The sequence below is a fragment of the Neobacillus dielmonensis genome (assembly GCF_000612665.1).
Taxonomy (GTDB): Bacteria; Bacillota; Bacilli; order Bacillales; family Cytobacillaceae; genus Neobacillus; species Neobacillus dielmonensis.
In genome coordinates, this window is record NZ_HG942066.1 from 125,940 (window position 1) to 141,960 (window position 16,021).

The window sequence follows — 16,021 nt, forward strand, 5'->3', positions numbered from 1 at the left end:
CTTGATAAGTTAGAAAATGTAAAGGTGAGAGTAAAATAAAACCTTCCAATTCGAGGAGAATGGAAGGTTCACTTTTTAAAAGCTATTACGATAAACATATGCATCTTTAGGCTGACTGATTATTTTATAATCGGTTACCTTTAAAATCGGAATTCTCATTTTAAAAGGCTGGTAATACATCGTGTCTACGGTTCCGGTAACCTGGTACCACTGGTCATTTGGAATATGAACATCCTCTGGAAATTGGAGGAGCATTCCGAATACGCCAGAGTCAGCAATACAGTGAATGATACCAAACCGAAATAAGAAAATTTGATTGTTGTTCAATCTCGGGCCGTTGTATGAAAAACCCTTCATTGTCATGGTTTTATTGACAAATTCCCCAGAGTAGTTGTAGATAACCTCTAAGCCTTTTAAATAATCTTCATCTGTTAAGGTGATGTTGTCTTGTCCTTTATAGGATTTAAATTCCTTACTGACCAGCTCCAGAAATCCATCCTTGCCCAGGAATTGACTCATATCAGGGTTCAATATCTGATGCATTCCGTATTTATCAGCACCATCCTCGAGCGTTGGAAAATTAAAGCCTTTGGCATTGACTAATTTAGAGTCAAGGGTAGCCACAGGTAAAAGGACACCTGTAAGAGCGGGAATAATGACCATCGTATAGGATACAATCCTTTTAACTTTACCAAAAGAAGGCTTCCGGGATTCTTGTGTATGGTCGTGTTCGAATTCGTGACAATTTGCTTCCTTGACTGTTTTTTTATCAGACATATACCATCTGATTCCTTCGACAATGGTCAGGAAGAACAAGGCATAAATCATACTATAGGAAAGAAAGGAGTATTTCATATTGATATATTTCGAGATACTTCCAGACAGGTGCAAATAAAAAAATAAATAAGTAAATGCTAATAGAACAATGACACGGTACATTTCATTCCCCCCTTTACAATAAAAGTGATCCAATAAACACAAATGCTGAGATAAGAGATACCAGAAGAACCACAAATTTGGGTTTAAACGTTCCAAACATCATTAACAGGTTTTTGATATCCACCATGGCACCGAACACCAGGAATGTGACAATCGAGCTTTGTGAGAATGTGTTTCTGAACGAAGAAGCCACAAAGGCATCCGCTTCAGAACAAATCGATAGGATAAAAGCTAACGCCATCATGACAAGAACTGCTGCAACTTTAGTATGGCCAAGCGTAGCCAGGGTAGCGGTTGGGATATAGGTCTGCATGGCTGATGCAATTAAAGAACCCATAACCAAGAACTTCCCAACATTGAAAAACTCATCAATTGTATGGGTAATGACACTCCATAATTTTTGCTTTGTAGTTTGATTGGAATGGTCATGGACATGTGCGTGTTGGTCAGGGTTGATTTTTAATTGATTTTCTTTAATCACGAATGAAAGCACAATCCCCACTAAAATGGAAACCGCAATTGCAAAGCCTGAACGATACCAGACCATCGTCCAGCTGTTTCCGAAGGCAATATAAGTAGAGAACAAAACAATGGGATTAATAATGGGTCCCGTGAGCATAAATGAAATGGCTGCCGGGAGACCGACACCTTTTTCTACTAATCTTTTTGTAATCGGGATGATTCCACATTCACAGCCTGGAAATAATGCACCTACTAAACTAGCTGTAATGACGGAAAGAATTCGATTTTTCGGCATAATGCGCACAATCATATTTTCAGAGACAAATACTTCAATAAGCGCAGAAACAAAGGCACCAATGATAATAAAGGGGATCGCTTCTATTACGATACTGATAAATATTGTATTTAATTGCAATAATTGATCCATCGGAGTTCCTCCTGTTGTAAAAAAAGCAAACCTATTATATCAGATTTGCCATGAAAAGGAGTTATTTTTCAGTTTCCAAATCAGGAAAGAATCTTTATGTACAGAAAAAAAGGCAATTCAGGATTCCTGAATCGCCTTTTGTATGGTTACGCGGCAGCCTTTGGTTTTTCAGCGGCAGCATTCTTGTTAGTGAACTTTCTGATGAATGGAATGACCCAGCGGTCTAAACCGATTCTGCCAGCGTTGTAACCTGCAGTTAAGATGATGAAGCCTAAGAATATGTCTCTAGGGTTGTGAGATACTGTTCCGGCTAAGAAGAAAGCGAAGTTCATGAATAATCCGAAGAACATGGCAGCTGTTGTTAAGCAGCCTAAAAGCAATCCTAAACCGATTAAGGTTTCACCCCAAGGAACGATTGTGTTGAATACGTGGACGTTTGGCAACGCAATACCTTTTAAGAAGCTGACATACCAGCCGAATACTACATCGCCTTCAGGCCCTTTAACTGGGTTGGCAATGGCCCCTTTCAGGAAACCGGAAGCATCAAATCCGCCAGTTAATTTACCAAGTCCAGCTGTGAACCAAGAATAACCAAGATATAAACGTAAAACCGTAAGAATGATAGCAGCGTATTTGTTTTCTCTTAAAAATTTGTTAAACATAATTTGTTCCACCCCTTAAGTTCTTTTGTTTTTCTTTACACCATTAATATATATAATTTGACGGTAAAAAACATGGCAATAGTGATAAGTTCAAATTTTGTTCGAAATGTTATGACAAACTTTTGAACAGCTAACAGTTTTGAGATAAACTGGTAAAAAGAATGGGGAACCAACAAGAGGCAGGCGGGGAAATGAAGCAGTTGATGAAAAGGCTGATGGTTATTACTCTAGTGGTATTATCCATTATTGTATTGCTTGCAATTGGAGTCAGTATTTTTATACATAATGAATTGGAGAAGCGGACACATGAACGGATTTCTTATTATCAATCTATCAAAAGTGTTTTATTGCTAAATTTTGATAGTGATTCGGAAAACAAGCTTAAAGCAGATAGGAAAAAGTTTGATTATGGGGGAATCTCTATTTACTACCATGATAATTTTTCGGAAATCCTTCCTTTAACAAAAGAAACCATTGATTGGGCGAAAGCCAAAAATAGAGAGCTCTTTGGAGATATTAAAGAAAGACATGTAGATCTTATCGTGTTTGAGGACAGGGAGGAAATGAGTGAATTTGCGGATCTTCCGGATATATCCGGCTTTTATTCCGATTTTGATAGGTTAATGGCAATCAATTATAGTAACAAGGAATATATATTACAAAAGAATGAAACCCAATTGTATTTCTTTCAAAAGTCGATCCTGCACGAATACACTCACTATATTTTTCAACGAATGGTGGACAAATCTAAGGAAGGTATCTCAGCTTATCCAACCTGGTTTAACGAAGGAATCTCCGAATATGTCGGGAATGACCAAACAACCGTAGAGTATTCAATTTCAAAAGTAGTACCTTTTGACCAATTACATGACGGAACACAATGGCAGGAAGCAAGGAATCAAGAGGGGACAAACGTCTATGAGCAAAGTTACTTCGCTGTCAAATACCTAATAGATGCATTCGGGACAGACACCTTAAAACAAATCATTCAAACCACCAATCAAACCGGAGACTTTGAGACAAGTTTCAAAGAAGCAACAGGAATACCAACCAGCGAACTAGAAACCAAAATCACACAAATGCAGTAACGCTTTAAAGGAGTGGGGGACAGGCCCCCACTCCTTTAAAGCGTTGAAATATCTATGTTGTGGTTGTTTGTCCGTTTTTCTTGATTTTTAGTTCCAGTTTTTCGCTGATGAATGTGGAACCTAGTATGAGGATTCCACCTATTATTTGTATCCAGGTCATGCTTTCATTCAGAAATATTGCTGCGAAGATTACGGCAGAAATCGGATCGATGTAGCTAAGAACTGCTATGGTTTGCCCCTTTAATTCCTGAATGGATGTAAAGTATAAAAAGTAGGCTAATCCCGTGTGGATAATGCCAAGGATTAAAATGAAAACAATTGATGTGGAGTTTAACCCAGTAAAGTTGAGCTGACCTTTCCAACTGATATAGGGCAGCAGAACCAATGCAGCGGCCATCAATTGAATTAAGGTAATTTCAAAACCTGATAGATTTTTAATAAACTTATTCATTAAGATCACACTGGCATATAACGCGGCGGCCAATAGCCCGTAGGTGATGCCCAGCGTGTGGTTTGCCGAACTGTCCGCGCTTCCTGAACCCGGATTTACGATTAAAAATAAACCGATCATGGCTAGTATAATGCAGACAATCTTGCTTGCGGTCAGCTTTTCTTTCAGGACCCATGGAGCCAGAATCATCACGAACACCGGTGCAAAGTAATAGCTGATGGTGGCGTTAGAAATTGTCGTGTACCGATACGATTCAAATAGGAAAATCCAGTTAAGTCCAATGGCAGCGCCAGAAACCAGAAGCAAAACTGCGTTTTCTTTTAATGCTTTCATGGAAGGTTTGTGTTTAATTAGTAAACTGGCTAACAGAAGAAAGACACTTCCAATTACCCCTCGTAAAAAAGCTATTTCGCTTGAAGTTAAATCTATATTTTTAACAAAAAGTCCGATGCTCCCAAAAATGAGCATCGTTATCACCAATCTCATTTTCCCCTTCATGTTGTATCCCTCCTAATTTTTAATCCAATCATAAATTGGATTAATTCTCAACCTAATTTTTCAGTTATTCAGAAAAATAGAGAGGGCAGCCCTTATAGGCCCAATTATGAAATTTATGTTAACGGTTTCGAAAAAGCTGGATTGTTTTTTAAAACAGTAATATACTAGTATACAAGATGTTCTTGGTGTTAAATGCATCATGGGCAGGAAAACATATCTTTATTTGAAGCAAGGAATGTTTTTTATTCATATAAAAAAAGGAGAGTACATCATGGCAAACGTAGATTTAAAAGCAAAACCGTACTATCTTTCCGATTCTGATATCAAATGGGTAAAAGAAACCATTGAGTCTATGACTATTGAAGAAAAGATTGGCCAACTATTTATCAACATGGGATCCAGCCGTACTGAAGAATATCTTAAGGATGTTCTGGAAAACTATCATATCGCGGGTGTCCGCTACAATCCTGGTAAAGCAGAAGAAGTCTATGAGCAAAACAGAATTCTTCAAGAAAACAGCAAGATTCCGCTGCTTATCGCTGCCAATACAGAAGCAGGCGGGAATGGAGCTTGTACGGATGGAACGGAAGTAGGGGTGGAGGTTAAAATCGGAGCCGCCAATGATGTAAAATATGCTTACGAAATGGGCCGCGTTTCCGGCGTAGAAGCATCAGCCATCGGCTGCAACTGGAGCTTTGCCCCAATCGTGGATATTAACTACAATTGGCGCAACCCTATCATTTCAAGCCGTTCCTTTGGTTCCAATCCGGATAAAGTGCTGGAATTGAGTCTTGCTTACATGAAGGGAATTCAGGAAAGCGGAATTGCTCCTGCCGCCAAACACTGGCCGGGTGATGGAATGGATGAGCGCGACCAGCATTTATCTTTTAGTGTCAACAGCTTGTCCACCGAAGAATGGGACAAGACGTATGGCAAGGTTTATCAAGGATTAATAGACGCAGGGCTTCCTTCGATTATGGCCGGTCATATCCATATGCCTGCTTACCAGCGGTTCTTTAACCCTGATGTGAAGGATGAAGAATTATTGCCAGCCACACTTTCTAAAGAAATTACGACTGATCTGCTTCGCGGAAGGCTTGGCTTTAATGGTGTTGTTGTGACAGATGCAAGCCACATGTTAGGTCTGACTGGCGCCATGAAACGAAGCAAACTGCTTCCAACCGCCATATCTGCCGGATGTGATTTGTTCTTATTCTTTAATGATCCCGATGAAGATTTCGGATACATGATGGACGGCTATAGGGAAGGAATCATTACGGAAGACCGCTTGCAAGAAGCTTTAGAGCGAATTTTAGGCTTGAAAGCGATGCTGGGGCTTCATAAAAAGGCCAAAACAGAAATCCTCCCGCCAAAAGAAGAAGCTTTGGCCCAAATCGGTCTTCCGGAAAACAAAGCTTTATTCAAAGAAGTGGCTGACCAAGCCATTACTTTAGTAAAAGATAAACAAGATATCTGGCCGGTCACTCCTGAAAAGTTCAAACGGGTATTATTGGTGGATGTCAAAGGCGTGCAGGGCGGATTCGGCGCATTGATCGGAAGTAAAGACAAAGCTGTCGATATGATGAAAGAACTGTTAGAGGCCCAAGGTTTCGAAGTAACGGTTTGGGAATCCACAGAAGAGAGGATCATGAAGCTTCCGGAAGAAGAAAGAGGCGCAGCGATTGCCAATGTTTATGCACAAAAACGGCCGATTACGGAGTTGACGGATTATTATGATTTGATCATCAATATCGCCAATGTCAACCCAGGAACGGTTCAAAGAATCGTTTGGCCTGCAAGTAAAGGGACACCGGATATTCCATTCTATATCCATGAAGTACCAACTATTTTCATCTCTGTTCAATACCCATACCATTTGGCTGATGTGCCGCAAGTCAAGACATACATCAATGCGTACGACAGCAGAAAGCAAACGCTTGAGGTATTGGTTGAAAAATTAATGGGACGTTCTGAATTTAAAGGTGTTAGTCCTGTAGATGCGTTTTGCGGATTTGTGGATACGAGAATTTAATGCTTACTGAATTTACCGCGGGTTAACTCAAAAAAGCCCAAAATGAAAAAAGTATCATTCGTCTATATTGAGCGAATGATACTTTTTTATTTGATGTTAAAATTGGCCGCTACGAAGGAATGCTTTAAAATCTAAAATCGCCCATGTTGTAAAGCGCTTACAAACAGAAACACCCCAAGCATTCCCTCCTAGCAAAAAATGTTTACAATAACACCCAAAACATAAAGTACCGGCTCCACCTTCGCCCAATACCATGATAGCCACACACGCTATCCCCACTACCTCCACTATAAACCTCAAATATTAATAAACTATTACCGAAATATTAAGCTTTGTTTAGGGCTTGTCCCTGCTGCATCACCGCTTTACCTCGGTGGGGGCCTGTCCCCCGCCACAGTAAAGCGGTACCGTGCTGGGGGCCTGACCCCCTAGCTTAGCATTAGGCGGTCGTCGGCGAAGGGCGGTTGTTCGAGCCAGCCTTTTTTGATGATGAGTTTGCTGAAGGAGCCGAAGACGAGGAAGTCACCCATGATCGCACGTTCGCAATTGGCGGTGATATCTACTCGCATGCAGGCGGTTCCGGCTGCACCGTAATAGGTGATGGCTGCTGATATTAGGAAGCCTACATGGAAGGCAATCAGCCTGTCGGAGAACGGGCAGACAGTAGAGTTGGTAATTTCTGTGTCCAAGGTGCGGGGAGTATGGAAGTTTTCCTGTAATAGCAGGTTAGAGAAAACTCCAATATGCTTATTCTTAAGTTCTATACATTTATCCAAAAACTTATTAACATCTTTATCCTTGCAGGCTTGCCTAAAGGCAATAAAAAGAGCTTTGGATAGCCTGCTTTTCTCTAAATTGAAAAAGACGTTCCCCACTTCTATGGAGTTCATTTTCCTGCGCTCACCGAATACATCTGTCATGTACTGGAGATGGTTAATATATTGGACATTTTTTGGCGTCTCGAATAAAGGCGGTTTATCATAATAATTCTTCGCAATCAATAACTCTAGTGAGCGGTTATAAAGGTCCATTGTATCCAGATTGCATTGATAATAAAAATCCCTCATATCTTTTCGAATCGAAACGCTAAACGCAAGGCTGTATGATTGGGACCCGTGCTGGGTCATCGTATGTAGGTAAGACAAACAAAAAAGATCTGAAAGCAATGGAGGGGCATCATAGTTGGCATCCTTGTCTGTATACCCCTTAGGAACGGGGAAATTTTCTTTATTAAAAAAGTCTTGAAGTGTTTTAATATGCTGTTCAGACATTTCAAGAGCTGTCTGCAGCAGTTTATTTATCTCTTGATCCTTCACGATTCTAAGCATATATTTCGTAACGCAGACGGATAATGTTTCGCGGGCATAATGGGTCCATAGGTTTGTAATTTCAGGTGAGGTTAAACTTTTAGGATTGTTTTGCATGCGTATCCTTCCTTTACCATTACAGGCGCTTCCATTTCTGTGTTATTTTAACCTTGGAAGAATCATTTATGTGTTAAAATTGAGTTTATCGACTAAAACGTGAGATTGGAGGAAAGAGCAGGGCCATGATCGTTCCATTAAATCAAAAAACTATTCAAGATATGTGCGGCACCGTTTCCTTCAAACGCGGGGATTATTTTTACCGGAATAATAAAGTGCACTTTTACCAATACGATGAAAATCGCTTTAAAGCGATTGTAATAGGTGAAGAAGATTTCCTTGTCACCGTCCAAAGCGATGCTCGAGGTGGAATCCACACAGACTGTACCTGCCCGAAATTAGCTTCCTATCATAAAGACTGCCAGCACATTGCTGCCGTTTTGGTAGCAATTTATGACCATCAACGGAAAAAAACAACTCCTGCAATTGTTGACAAACCAGAAGTCCAACTAACAGAGGATTTCCTTACCATTTTTAAGACTTCGTCGAGGAAATCATCCGGTCCTTTGCGCCACTTTGAGCAAAGACATCAGTTAGAAACCACAATCACTTGCAAACCAGTTGAAATAGGCAAGGGTCAGTACTTGATTGGAATGGAACTAACTATTGGATTGGCCAAAGTTGAAAATATCCGGCGTTTCCTAAAGCAAATAAGCGAGGGAACGATTTCCCAAGTTGACAGTTCTTTTCAACTGGACCCTGAACAATTTTGTTTGCAAAGGGATGCCGATTTAGTGGTCCATCAGCTCATTCAAACCATGCGTGATGAACAGGTGTACGGAAGTTCAGCTGCAAACGAGGAGCGGCAAATGCTCCATGTGCCGCCATCTGCCTGGACACGGCTGTTGCCGCTGCTGCACAAGACGCAAAATGTATTCGTTGAGTACGGTGGACAGGCTTACGAAGGGCTGCAGGTCATAGATAAACTGCCCTTGCATTTTTCTCTTTTGAACACAGAGCACAAGGGATATCGATTGAACGTAAAAGGACTCGACCGCATGATACTCCTGGATTCCTATCAGGCTGTTCTATTTGAAGGGAACATTAAGCAATTCGACGTCCAAGATTTTCAGCGTCTTAAAGAAATGAAACAAATGCTCGAAGATTCCGGAACCGATCAAATACCTATACCAATTCAGCAAATCCAGTTTTTCTTAGAAACAGCAACACGGGACTTAAAAAGGATTGGACAAGTTACGGTATCTGATGCCGTATCCAAGCAGTGGCTGAAAACTCCATTGAAAGCAAAGCTATACCTCGATCGCGTGAACAACCTGTTTCTTGCCGGACTTGAATTCCATTATGAAAATTGGGTCATTAATCCATTGGAAGATAGGGACTTGCCCATAGGTAGCCTGGTAATCCGGGATGTGGATAAAGAAGAACAAATCCTAAAGCTGATGGAGGATAGTTCTTTCGCTAAGACAGATGGCGGTTATTTTTTGCATAATGAAGAGCTTGAGTATGAGTTCTTGATCCACGTGGTTCCCAAACTACAGAAACTGGTGCAAATTTATGCCACTACGGCTGTCAGAAATCGAATTGTCCGAGAAACGGCCCATCCTCGTGTACGGGTGAAGGTCATGAAGGAGCGGACAAATTGGCTCGAATTCAAGTTTGAAATGAATGGCATCTCAGATGGAGAGATTCGTGAGGTCTTACAGGCATTAGAAGAAAAACGAAAATATTATCGGCTGCCGAATGGCTCTTTACTGTCGCTGCAAACGCGGGAGTTTGCCGAAATCCAAAGATTTTTGCTTTCCCCACTCACCAAAGACCAAGATTTGGCTAATGGCCTGGATTTGCCATTAGAACAATGTTTGCAGCTTCTTGATACGGTGGAGGTAAGTGATGCGTTTAAACTAGAGGAATCTTTCCGTGAGCTGCTTGATGTTCTCCACCATCCAGGCCGTTTGCAGTTTGAGGTCCCAAAGAGTTTGGATACCATACTCAAGGATTATCAAAAAGTCGGATTCCAATGGATGAAAACACTGGCTTTTTATGGATTCGGCGGCATTTTAGCGGATGACATGGGACTTGGCAAAACCATTCAGAGTATTGCGTTTATCGTTTCGGAGCTGCCCGAAATCCGCAAAGAAAAACAGCCTGTCCTTGTGGTATGTCCATCGTCCTTGACGTATAACTGGCTTAGTGAATTATATAAGTTTGCCCCCGATTTGCAGGCGGTTGTGATCGACGGAACCAAGGCTGAACGAACAAAGCTGTTTGAAAAGGTCGGTGATGTCGATGTCATGATTATTTCCTATCCATTGGTACGGAGGGAAATTAGCTGGCTGGAGAGGCAGTCTTTCCATACAGTGTTTTTTGATGAAGCCCAAGCCTTTAAAAATCCATTGACGCAGACAGCGCGGGCAGTGAAGCGGCTGCAGTCGCGCTATCGTTTTGCGCTCACTGGCACGCCGGTTGAAAATTCACTGGAAGAGCTATGGTCAATTTATCATGTCGTCTTTCCTGAACTTTTCCTTGGACTCAAGGAATTTAGTCAGCTTACTAGGGAAAAAGTGGCCCGACGAATCCGGCCGTTTTTGTTGCGCCGGATAAAAGAGGACGTGCTGTCAGAGCTCCCTGAGAAAATCGAGTCCTTGGAATCGGTGGAATTATTTGCCGAGCAAAAGAAATTGTATGCCGCCTATTTAGCTAAGCTAAGACATGATACGTTAAAGCGTCTTGATAAAGATACAATTCGAAAAAATCGAATTAGAATTTTGGCTGGTTTGACACGCCTGCGGCAAATTTGCTGCCATCCTGGTTTGTTTGTGGATGGGTATAAAGGCAGTTCCTCCAAGTTTGAACAGCTGATGGGGATACTAGAGGAATCGCGGCAATCTGGAAGAAGGGTTCTGATTTTTTCCCAGTTTACCAAAATGTTAGGGATGATTGGCCGTGAGCTTACCGTAAAAGGCATGCCATTCTTTTATCTGGATGGGCAGACTCCTCCTGAGGAAAGGGTTCAAATTTGCGACCGATTTAATCGTGGCGAGCGGGATTTATTTCTGATTTCGTTAAAAGCAGGCGGTACCGGGCTCAATCTGATGGGGGCCGATACGGTGATTTTGTATGATACTTGGTGGAACCCAGCTGTTGAGGAGCAAGCGGCGGACCGTGCCCATCGAATGGGGCAAAAAAATACCGTTCAAGTCATAAAGCTCATTGCTCGAGGGACAATTGAAGAGAAAATGAATCAATTGCAGGAAAAAAAGCGCCGCCTTGTTGAGGAAGTTATCGACTCGGACGAGAAGGCGCTGGCAATGCTGACTGAGGAGGATATTCGGGAAATATTGATGATACCTTAAGTTAATGCTAGACGAAGAGCCGCATCACATTCGGTTCGAAGAACTTGATCATTTTGGGCGTCCGCATACAATAAGAGCATCATTAGCGTATAAATCGCTTTAAACTTTGCCGCCTTTTTCCATTCAGGTAAAACATCGCCGTACCATTGGAAAAATTCATTTCGGCCCGCGGCAGGTAAAAAACTATAAACGATTGACAAATCGATTACGGGGTGGCCGATATGTAGGTCACCCCAATCTATTACAGCTGAAATCTCCCCTTTGTCGCTTACTAGCATATTCTTAATATGCAAGTCACCATGGACCAATGCTAGTGTCTCGTCTTCAAAAGGCCCGCTTATGGTGGCAAGAAAACTATTCAGTTTTTCTACTATGAAAGAATCCAACAATCCTTGCTCCATTGCTCTTTCAATATTTTCTTCGAGCATTGGTTTTCTTTTTACTAAATTTAGTCGACCAAGTTGATCATAGGGAATGCTCAACTGCTTCGCTTTTCTAGTCGGAAAACTGTGGAGATTTTTTAAAAAAAGTGCTAGAGGTTTCGCTGATTGGGCTCGTTGTTCCTCTGTCAATCCGACGGGAGTGTTTCCCCTTAACATTTCATATCCGGCGAATGGCCAAGGATATTCATTTTCAGGTATTCCTAAAAATTGCGGATGGGGGATAGAAAATGGCAACATGGGTGCAATCAATGGAAGTATCCGGCATTCTGTTTCCATTAAGGTGGCTGCGATTTGCCGCCGCGGAAACCGAAATACATATTGGTTATTGACGAGAAAAACGGAATTATCAAATCCCTCACCTAGAATGGTTACCTGGGCAGGCTTTAGCTGGGGAAACTGTTTTTCTATCATCTCTGTTGCATTATCAATCGAAATGTCGTGCTCCGGTTCCCACGGTTTACTCATAATCCACCTCCGATTAGTGCGTTACGGCTGGAAAAATTGCCTGACTGTTCCATTGCCTTTTGCAGTCTCGACCACTGCATAGGCGCCATTAATAAACGTAATCTGCGGTGGAACGTGCCCGCAATCAATGTCATAGATAATCGGAATCTCTAACTCGTCAGCTAGTTCTTGATAAATGTCCTCTGCAGTATAGTCATCCACAGGATGATTGGCAGGACTGCGGCCGAACATCAGCCCGGAACAGTTCTCAAACCAGCCAGCGAGCTTCATTTGGACTAATGATCTGCGCAAATCAGCTGTATTTAATTCACAGTTTTCTAGATACCAAATAACAGGGTCGTCCTGGATATGCCATTCTCTAAAACGCCGCACATCTCCATAAGGGGTTCCGACCAGATGCCTGATAATGTCAATGCACCCTCCCAAGAGCCGGCCTTCAATTCTTACTTTACCACTGGGAACGGTCTTCCAAACTGACTGTTTTTTCTGTTAAATGAAAAATGTAATCCGTTGGCCGGTCGTGGTGCCATTCTTTTTGAAAAAGGGGAGAGGATTCCTGCAGGACAGCTTCTCCTGGTTTTGTTGATAACACCGATTGCCACTTGGCAGTCGTTTCGTCCGAGTATTTGCCTCTCAAGTCTATTAAGTTTGTGCCGTGAGCTGTCGCGATTCCTGTTTTTAGCGTAATTGCCAGCAGCAGCCCACTTATATCAGAGTAACCTAATACCCATTTGTTTTTCACATTTTAAAAGTCCACCTGTTCTAGAATTTCCACCATTAGCTCGCCGCCCCATGGAGGAATGATGATGTCAATCGCATCATTTCTCATCATTTCATTAAGTTCTGCGGCTCTTTTTTGGGCAGGGGCAGATTTAGCCTTTTGCTGTGTCCAAACGGTGTCCCCGCAAATCGTTGTGAATCCCTCTTGCTCCAGCCTTTGGCAAGCAAGTTTTACGAGGTTATGCAGCTCAGCAGGTACACCGGAAGATGGTGCAGTCACACCGATCGTTGCTCCTTTTTTTAAAAGGGGATAGGTAATCAAGGTAAGTTCCTCCCGTATGGTTTTTCATGATTTTACCAAAATTAATCGGGCTCAACCATATTTTTTTATAGAGATTATGGAGGTAAGCACCATTATTTGGTAGTGTAATGATAAAAGGATGGTAACGAGGTGGAAAGGAATGAAACGTTTACGGTTTGAGCGCCCCACAGACTATTATGATAATCGGTTGTTTCCCATTGATGATGAGATTTGTGCCTTGCTGAAAAAACGAAGGGAGGTATCGAACCATAACCCGGGGTTCCCGCCGGCTGATTCGCTGGCAGAATGGTCCGCAAAGTATGGTTTGTATGAGGATTTGTTAAACTCGTTATTCGGGTTGTTACGAAATGAAGAGATATTCAAGACACGAGTGGAACCAAGGAACTTTATTAAACACATTCCCGTTCTAAAGGCTGTTGAAAAAGATGGCCATTTGTATACAATTACCTTTATCCGTCAGTTTGACAATGCTAGTGTCGTTCAACTGAATTGCGATTGGCATGAAACCGAGGAGGAACACGAGGAGAGGCATTTACATCATGAACGCCCTGCCTATCTGGAACTGGATATGGGAGAAAAGTACGAATGCTGGATGGATACCGGTCGAGGCTCGGGAGGACAGTACAGCAGGAATTTTATTGTCTCGCCAAGGATACCGGAGGATTATTCCGAATTGAAGCTGACTTTTAAAGAGTATCATGACCCATTCAAGGATAAACCAACGGGGCTGGAAATTGTCTTTATTTTGGGGAAAGGAGCCGGAAAATGAAGACGAAAGCAAATTATCCTTATATCTATTTTTTCGACGAGAATAATGTGGTGTTTGTCTATAAAATTGAAGCCGAGCGATATTTAACTCTGGATGAACTTCATCATACCGGAGAGTGGCAAACCTATGAAATTGAAAGTCCGGGTGAGTTTGACCGGTTTCATCATGAAGAATACCAGCCGCTTGTTGGCAGAGGATTTGCCGTAAGACTGGATGAACATGTTGTTATGCTCGAGAACATCAATAAGCAAATCCAAAAACACCTCGTGCGTCAGGGGGATGCGCCCGTACATATTACGGTCTCGGAATCAGCAGCCGGTTCATTAAGGTTTGGGCTCGAGCGGCCGAAGACAGTCATTGGGTTTCCAGATTTCTTCGAGATAGGGCCGCTTTGGAGGCTTCAAGAGAAAGATGGACAAGATTTTCGATTCGAGTGGCTTGGCGAGAACATTAACACTGGGATGGATGATTATGAACATGAAATAAAATATTTGAATACTCTTTTAGAAATCGAGGATATACCTGAACAGGTGTCGATTTATCTATGGACTGCCAATAACGCCAAAGAGCAAACCGGAATCCGGTATATTCTAACATTGCTGGCTGGAAAGTCGAATGATATCTATTTAATCAACTCAACAGATTTCGATAATGAAATTGTAGATATGCAGGACGAATTTCACCATATTACGCATACTAGTGAAATTCATCCAGATAAATTAAAACATATATTTGAAACAGTAAAAGGTAAACCTTTATCGGATGAGGAAAAGCGCCAATATCAAAAAGAGTGGCGGGAGCTAGCTGAGGGTAAGCAGGTATTAAGGATTTGGAAAGATAGCCGTATCATCAGCGTTTCCGAAGATTATTATGATTCTCTCATTCTTGACACTATAAGAAGTTTGCAACAAAACGACGACTATATATTGACAGCAAGAGCAGTGGGCGCAACCCTAGCCCAAATGCAAGAACCCGTAAGCGACTCGTACCTAGAATACCGAATTAGACATATGGTCTATAACCAGAAACTCGAACTAAAAGGAATCCCCAAATCCATGAGACACTACTCCGTCAGACTCCCCGCTAAAGCAACGCTTTAATATGGCGGGGGACAGGCCCCCGGCGGAGTAACGCTTTAATGTAGTGGGGGACAGGCCCCCGGCGGAGTAACGCTTTAATATAGTGGGGGACAGGCCCCCGCCAAAGTAATGCATTAAAGTGATGGGGGACTGTCCCCATTCAGTACGACAGGTATAAATTGTGCGTAGCTGTTGATATGGGTGTCGGCTTGGATGTTTGGGTTTTGGAAGGCGACTGTTTGGATGTTTAGTTTTCTGGCTGGTATTAGGTCGAGGTCACGATCGCCGACGACTAAGTCGATTTGGAACTTTTCTAGGACGTATTCATAGGCGGAGGTGTGGGGTTTTCTGGTGAACCCTTGCTCCTCAACGGATACAATCTCGGTAAAGTATTTGGCCAAATCATATTTATTCAACAGGTAGCGTGTCGATTCTTTGTCACGGTGAGTAACAATCACATTATGTTCTGCAGAAGCTAAAGCTTCCTCCAGGTAATCGAATGGCTTGCTGGTTAGTCTGGAGTAATGGTTATACAATTCTTGATATTTTCTTCGTTGGCTTTCATCGATCCCATAGTGCCTAAACGTTGTTTTGGAGTCCTTTTTCAGCCAGCTAAGTACTTCCTCTGGATCAAGGTCTTGCCCGCTTAATTCAATAAAACCTTGGACAAGCGCCGGGTAGGTATCAAACAGCGTCCCATCAAAATCCCACAATATATTCAAAAGTATCCCTCTTTTCCAACCATGTTGACTATTTAACATGATGTTATTATAAGCATTGTCCTATCTTCACTGCAATTTTCCGTCATTCATAATTGTATGGCATCGGCCATTATTATTTGGCTAGGAGAATTCGGCAGCTGGTTGAAGGCGGGCGAAGTTTATTTTATAACATATCTCAGTATTGAGAATCTTGGATTTGACACA

Annotated in this window: 12 protein-coding genes and 1 pseudogene; 5 read left to right on the plus strand and 8 right to left on the minus strand. The window is 42.0% G+C overall.

The window, feature by feature from the left end; translation table 11 throughout:
• Positions 1-75: 75 nt before the first annotated feature.
• From BN2425_RS13115 to BN2425_RS13125, 3 genes are all read right to left on the minus strand, one after another.
• On the minus strand, positions 76-939 hold the full coding sequence (locus tag BN2425_RS13115; protein WP_042460133.1) for a TIGR03943 family putative permease subunit: 864 nt from the start codon (positions 937-939) through the stop codon (positions 76-78).
• A gap of 13 nt (positions 940-952) precedes the next feature.
• Positions 953-1,828, minus strand: a complete 876-nt coding sequence (locus BN2425_RS13120; RefSeq protein WP_042460136.1) for a permease — start codon at positions 1,826-1,828, stop codon at positions 953-955.
• Between the two features lie 146 nt (positions 1,829-1,974).
• Positions 1,975-2,490 carry a DoxX family membrane protein gene (locus BN2425_RS13125; protein WP_042460139.1) on the minus strand — a complete coding sequence of 172 codons (516 nt, stop codon included), beginning with the start codon at positions 2,488-2,490 and terminating at the stop codon, positions 1,975-1,977.
• Between the two features lie 161 nt (positions 2,491-2,651).
• Here BN2425_RS13125 and BN2425_RS13130 point away from each other — a divergent pair, with 161 nt between their 5' ends.
• Complete coding sequence (locus tag BN2425_RS13130) at positions 2,652-3,578, plus strand: peptidase MA family metallohydrolase (RefSeq protein WP_042460142.1); 927 nt, start codon at positions 2,652-2,654, stop codon at positions 3,576-3,578.
• A gap of 52 nt (positions 3,579-3,630) precedes the next feature.
• Here BN2425_RS13130 and BN2425_RS13135 read toward each other — a convergent pair whose 3' ends face one another.
• Positions 3,631-4,527 (minus strand): DMT family transporter, encoded by an 897-nt coding sequence (locus BN2425_RS13135; protein ID WP_042460145.1) that lies wholly within the window; start codon positions 4,525-4,527, stop codon positions 3,631-3,633.
• A 271-nt stretch (positions 4,528-4,798) separates the two neighbouring features.
• On the opposite strand from BN2425_RS13135, the gene BN2425_RS13140 reads away from it, so the two are divergent.
• Positions 4,799-6,559 (plus strand): glycoside hydrolase family 3 protein, encoded by a 1,761-nt coding sequence (locus BN2425_RS13140; protein ID WP_042460497.1) that lies wholly within the window; start codon positions 4,799-4,801, stop codon positions 6,557-6,559.
• Positions 6,560-6,987: 428 nt separating this feature from the next.
• On the opposite strand, the gene BN2425_RS13145 is transcribed toward BN2425_RS13140, so the two are convergent.
• The gene (locus BN2425_RS13145; RefSeq protein ID WP_042460148.1) at positions 6,988-7,983 is read right to left on the minus strand and encodes a DUF3231 family protein; all 996 of its coding nucleotides are present in this window, start codon (positions 7,981-7,983) and stop codon (positions 6,988-6,990) included.
• Between the two features lie 125 nt (positions 7,984-8,108).
• On the opposite strand from BN2425_RS13145, the gene BN2425_RS13150 reads away from it, so the two are divergent.
• Entirely contained in the window at positions 8,109-11,297 is a 3,189-nt protein-coding gene (locus tag BN2425_RS13150; RefSeq protein ID WP_042460151.1) for a DEAD/DEAH box helicase, read from the plus strand.
• Here the strand turns inward: BN2425_RS13150 and BN2425_RS13155 are convergent.
• Both BN2425_RS13155 and BN2425_RS13160 read right to left on the minus strand, forming a co-directional pair.
• Entirely contained in the window at positions 11,294-12,205 is a 912-nt protein-coding gene (locus tag BN2425_RS13155) for a phosphotransferase (protein WP_042460154.1), read from the minus strand. The two genes, BN2425_RS13150 and BN2425_RS13155, sit on opposite strands and share 4 nt — an antisense overlap.
• Positions 12,206-12,226: 21 nt before the next feature.
• Positions 12,227-13,247 (minus strand): annotated as a pseudogene (locus BN2425_RS13160) (S66 family peptidase).
• Between the two features lie 139 nt (positions 13,248-13,386).
• On the opposite strand from BN2425_RS13160, the gene BN2425_RS13165 reads away from it, so the two are divergent.
• Positions 13,387-14,016, plus strand: a complete 630-nt coding sequence (locus BN2425_RS13165; protein ID WP_042460157.1) for a hypothetical protein — start codon at positions 13,387-13,389, stop codon at positions 14,014-14,016.
• Positions 14,013-15,116: a DUF1835 domain-containing protein gene (locus BN2425_RS13170; RefSeq protein ID WP_042460159.1), complete on the plus strand. Its 1,104-nt coding sequence runs from the start codon at positions 14,013-14,015 to the stop codon at positions 15,114-15,116. The genes BN2425_RS13165 and BN2425_RS13170 overlap by 4 nt, the downstream gene beginning before the upstream one ends.
• Before the next feature lie 113 nt (positions 15,117-15,229).
• Here the strand turns inward: BN2425_RS13170 and BN2425_RS13175 are convergent, their stop codons facing one another.
• Positions 15,230-15,817: an HAD-IA family hydrolase gene (locus BN2425_RS13175; protein WP_042460162.1), complete on the minus strand. Its 588-nt coding sequence runs from the start codon at positions 15,815-15,817 to the stop codon at positions 15,230-15,232.
• Positions 15,818-16,021: the final 204 nt, after the last annotated feature.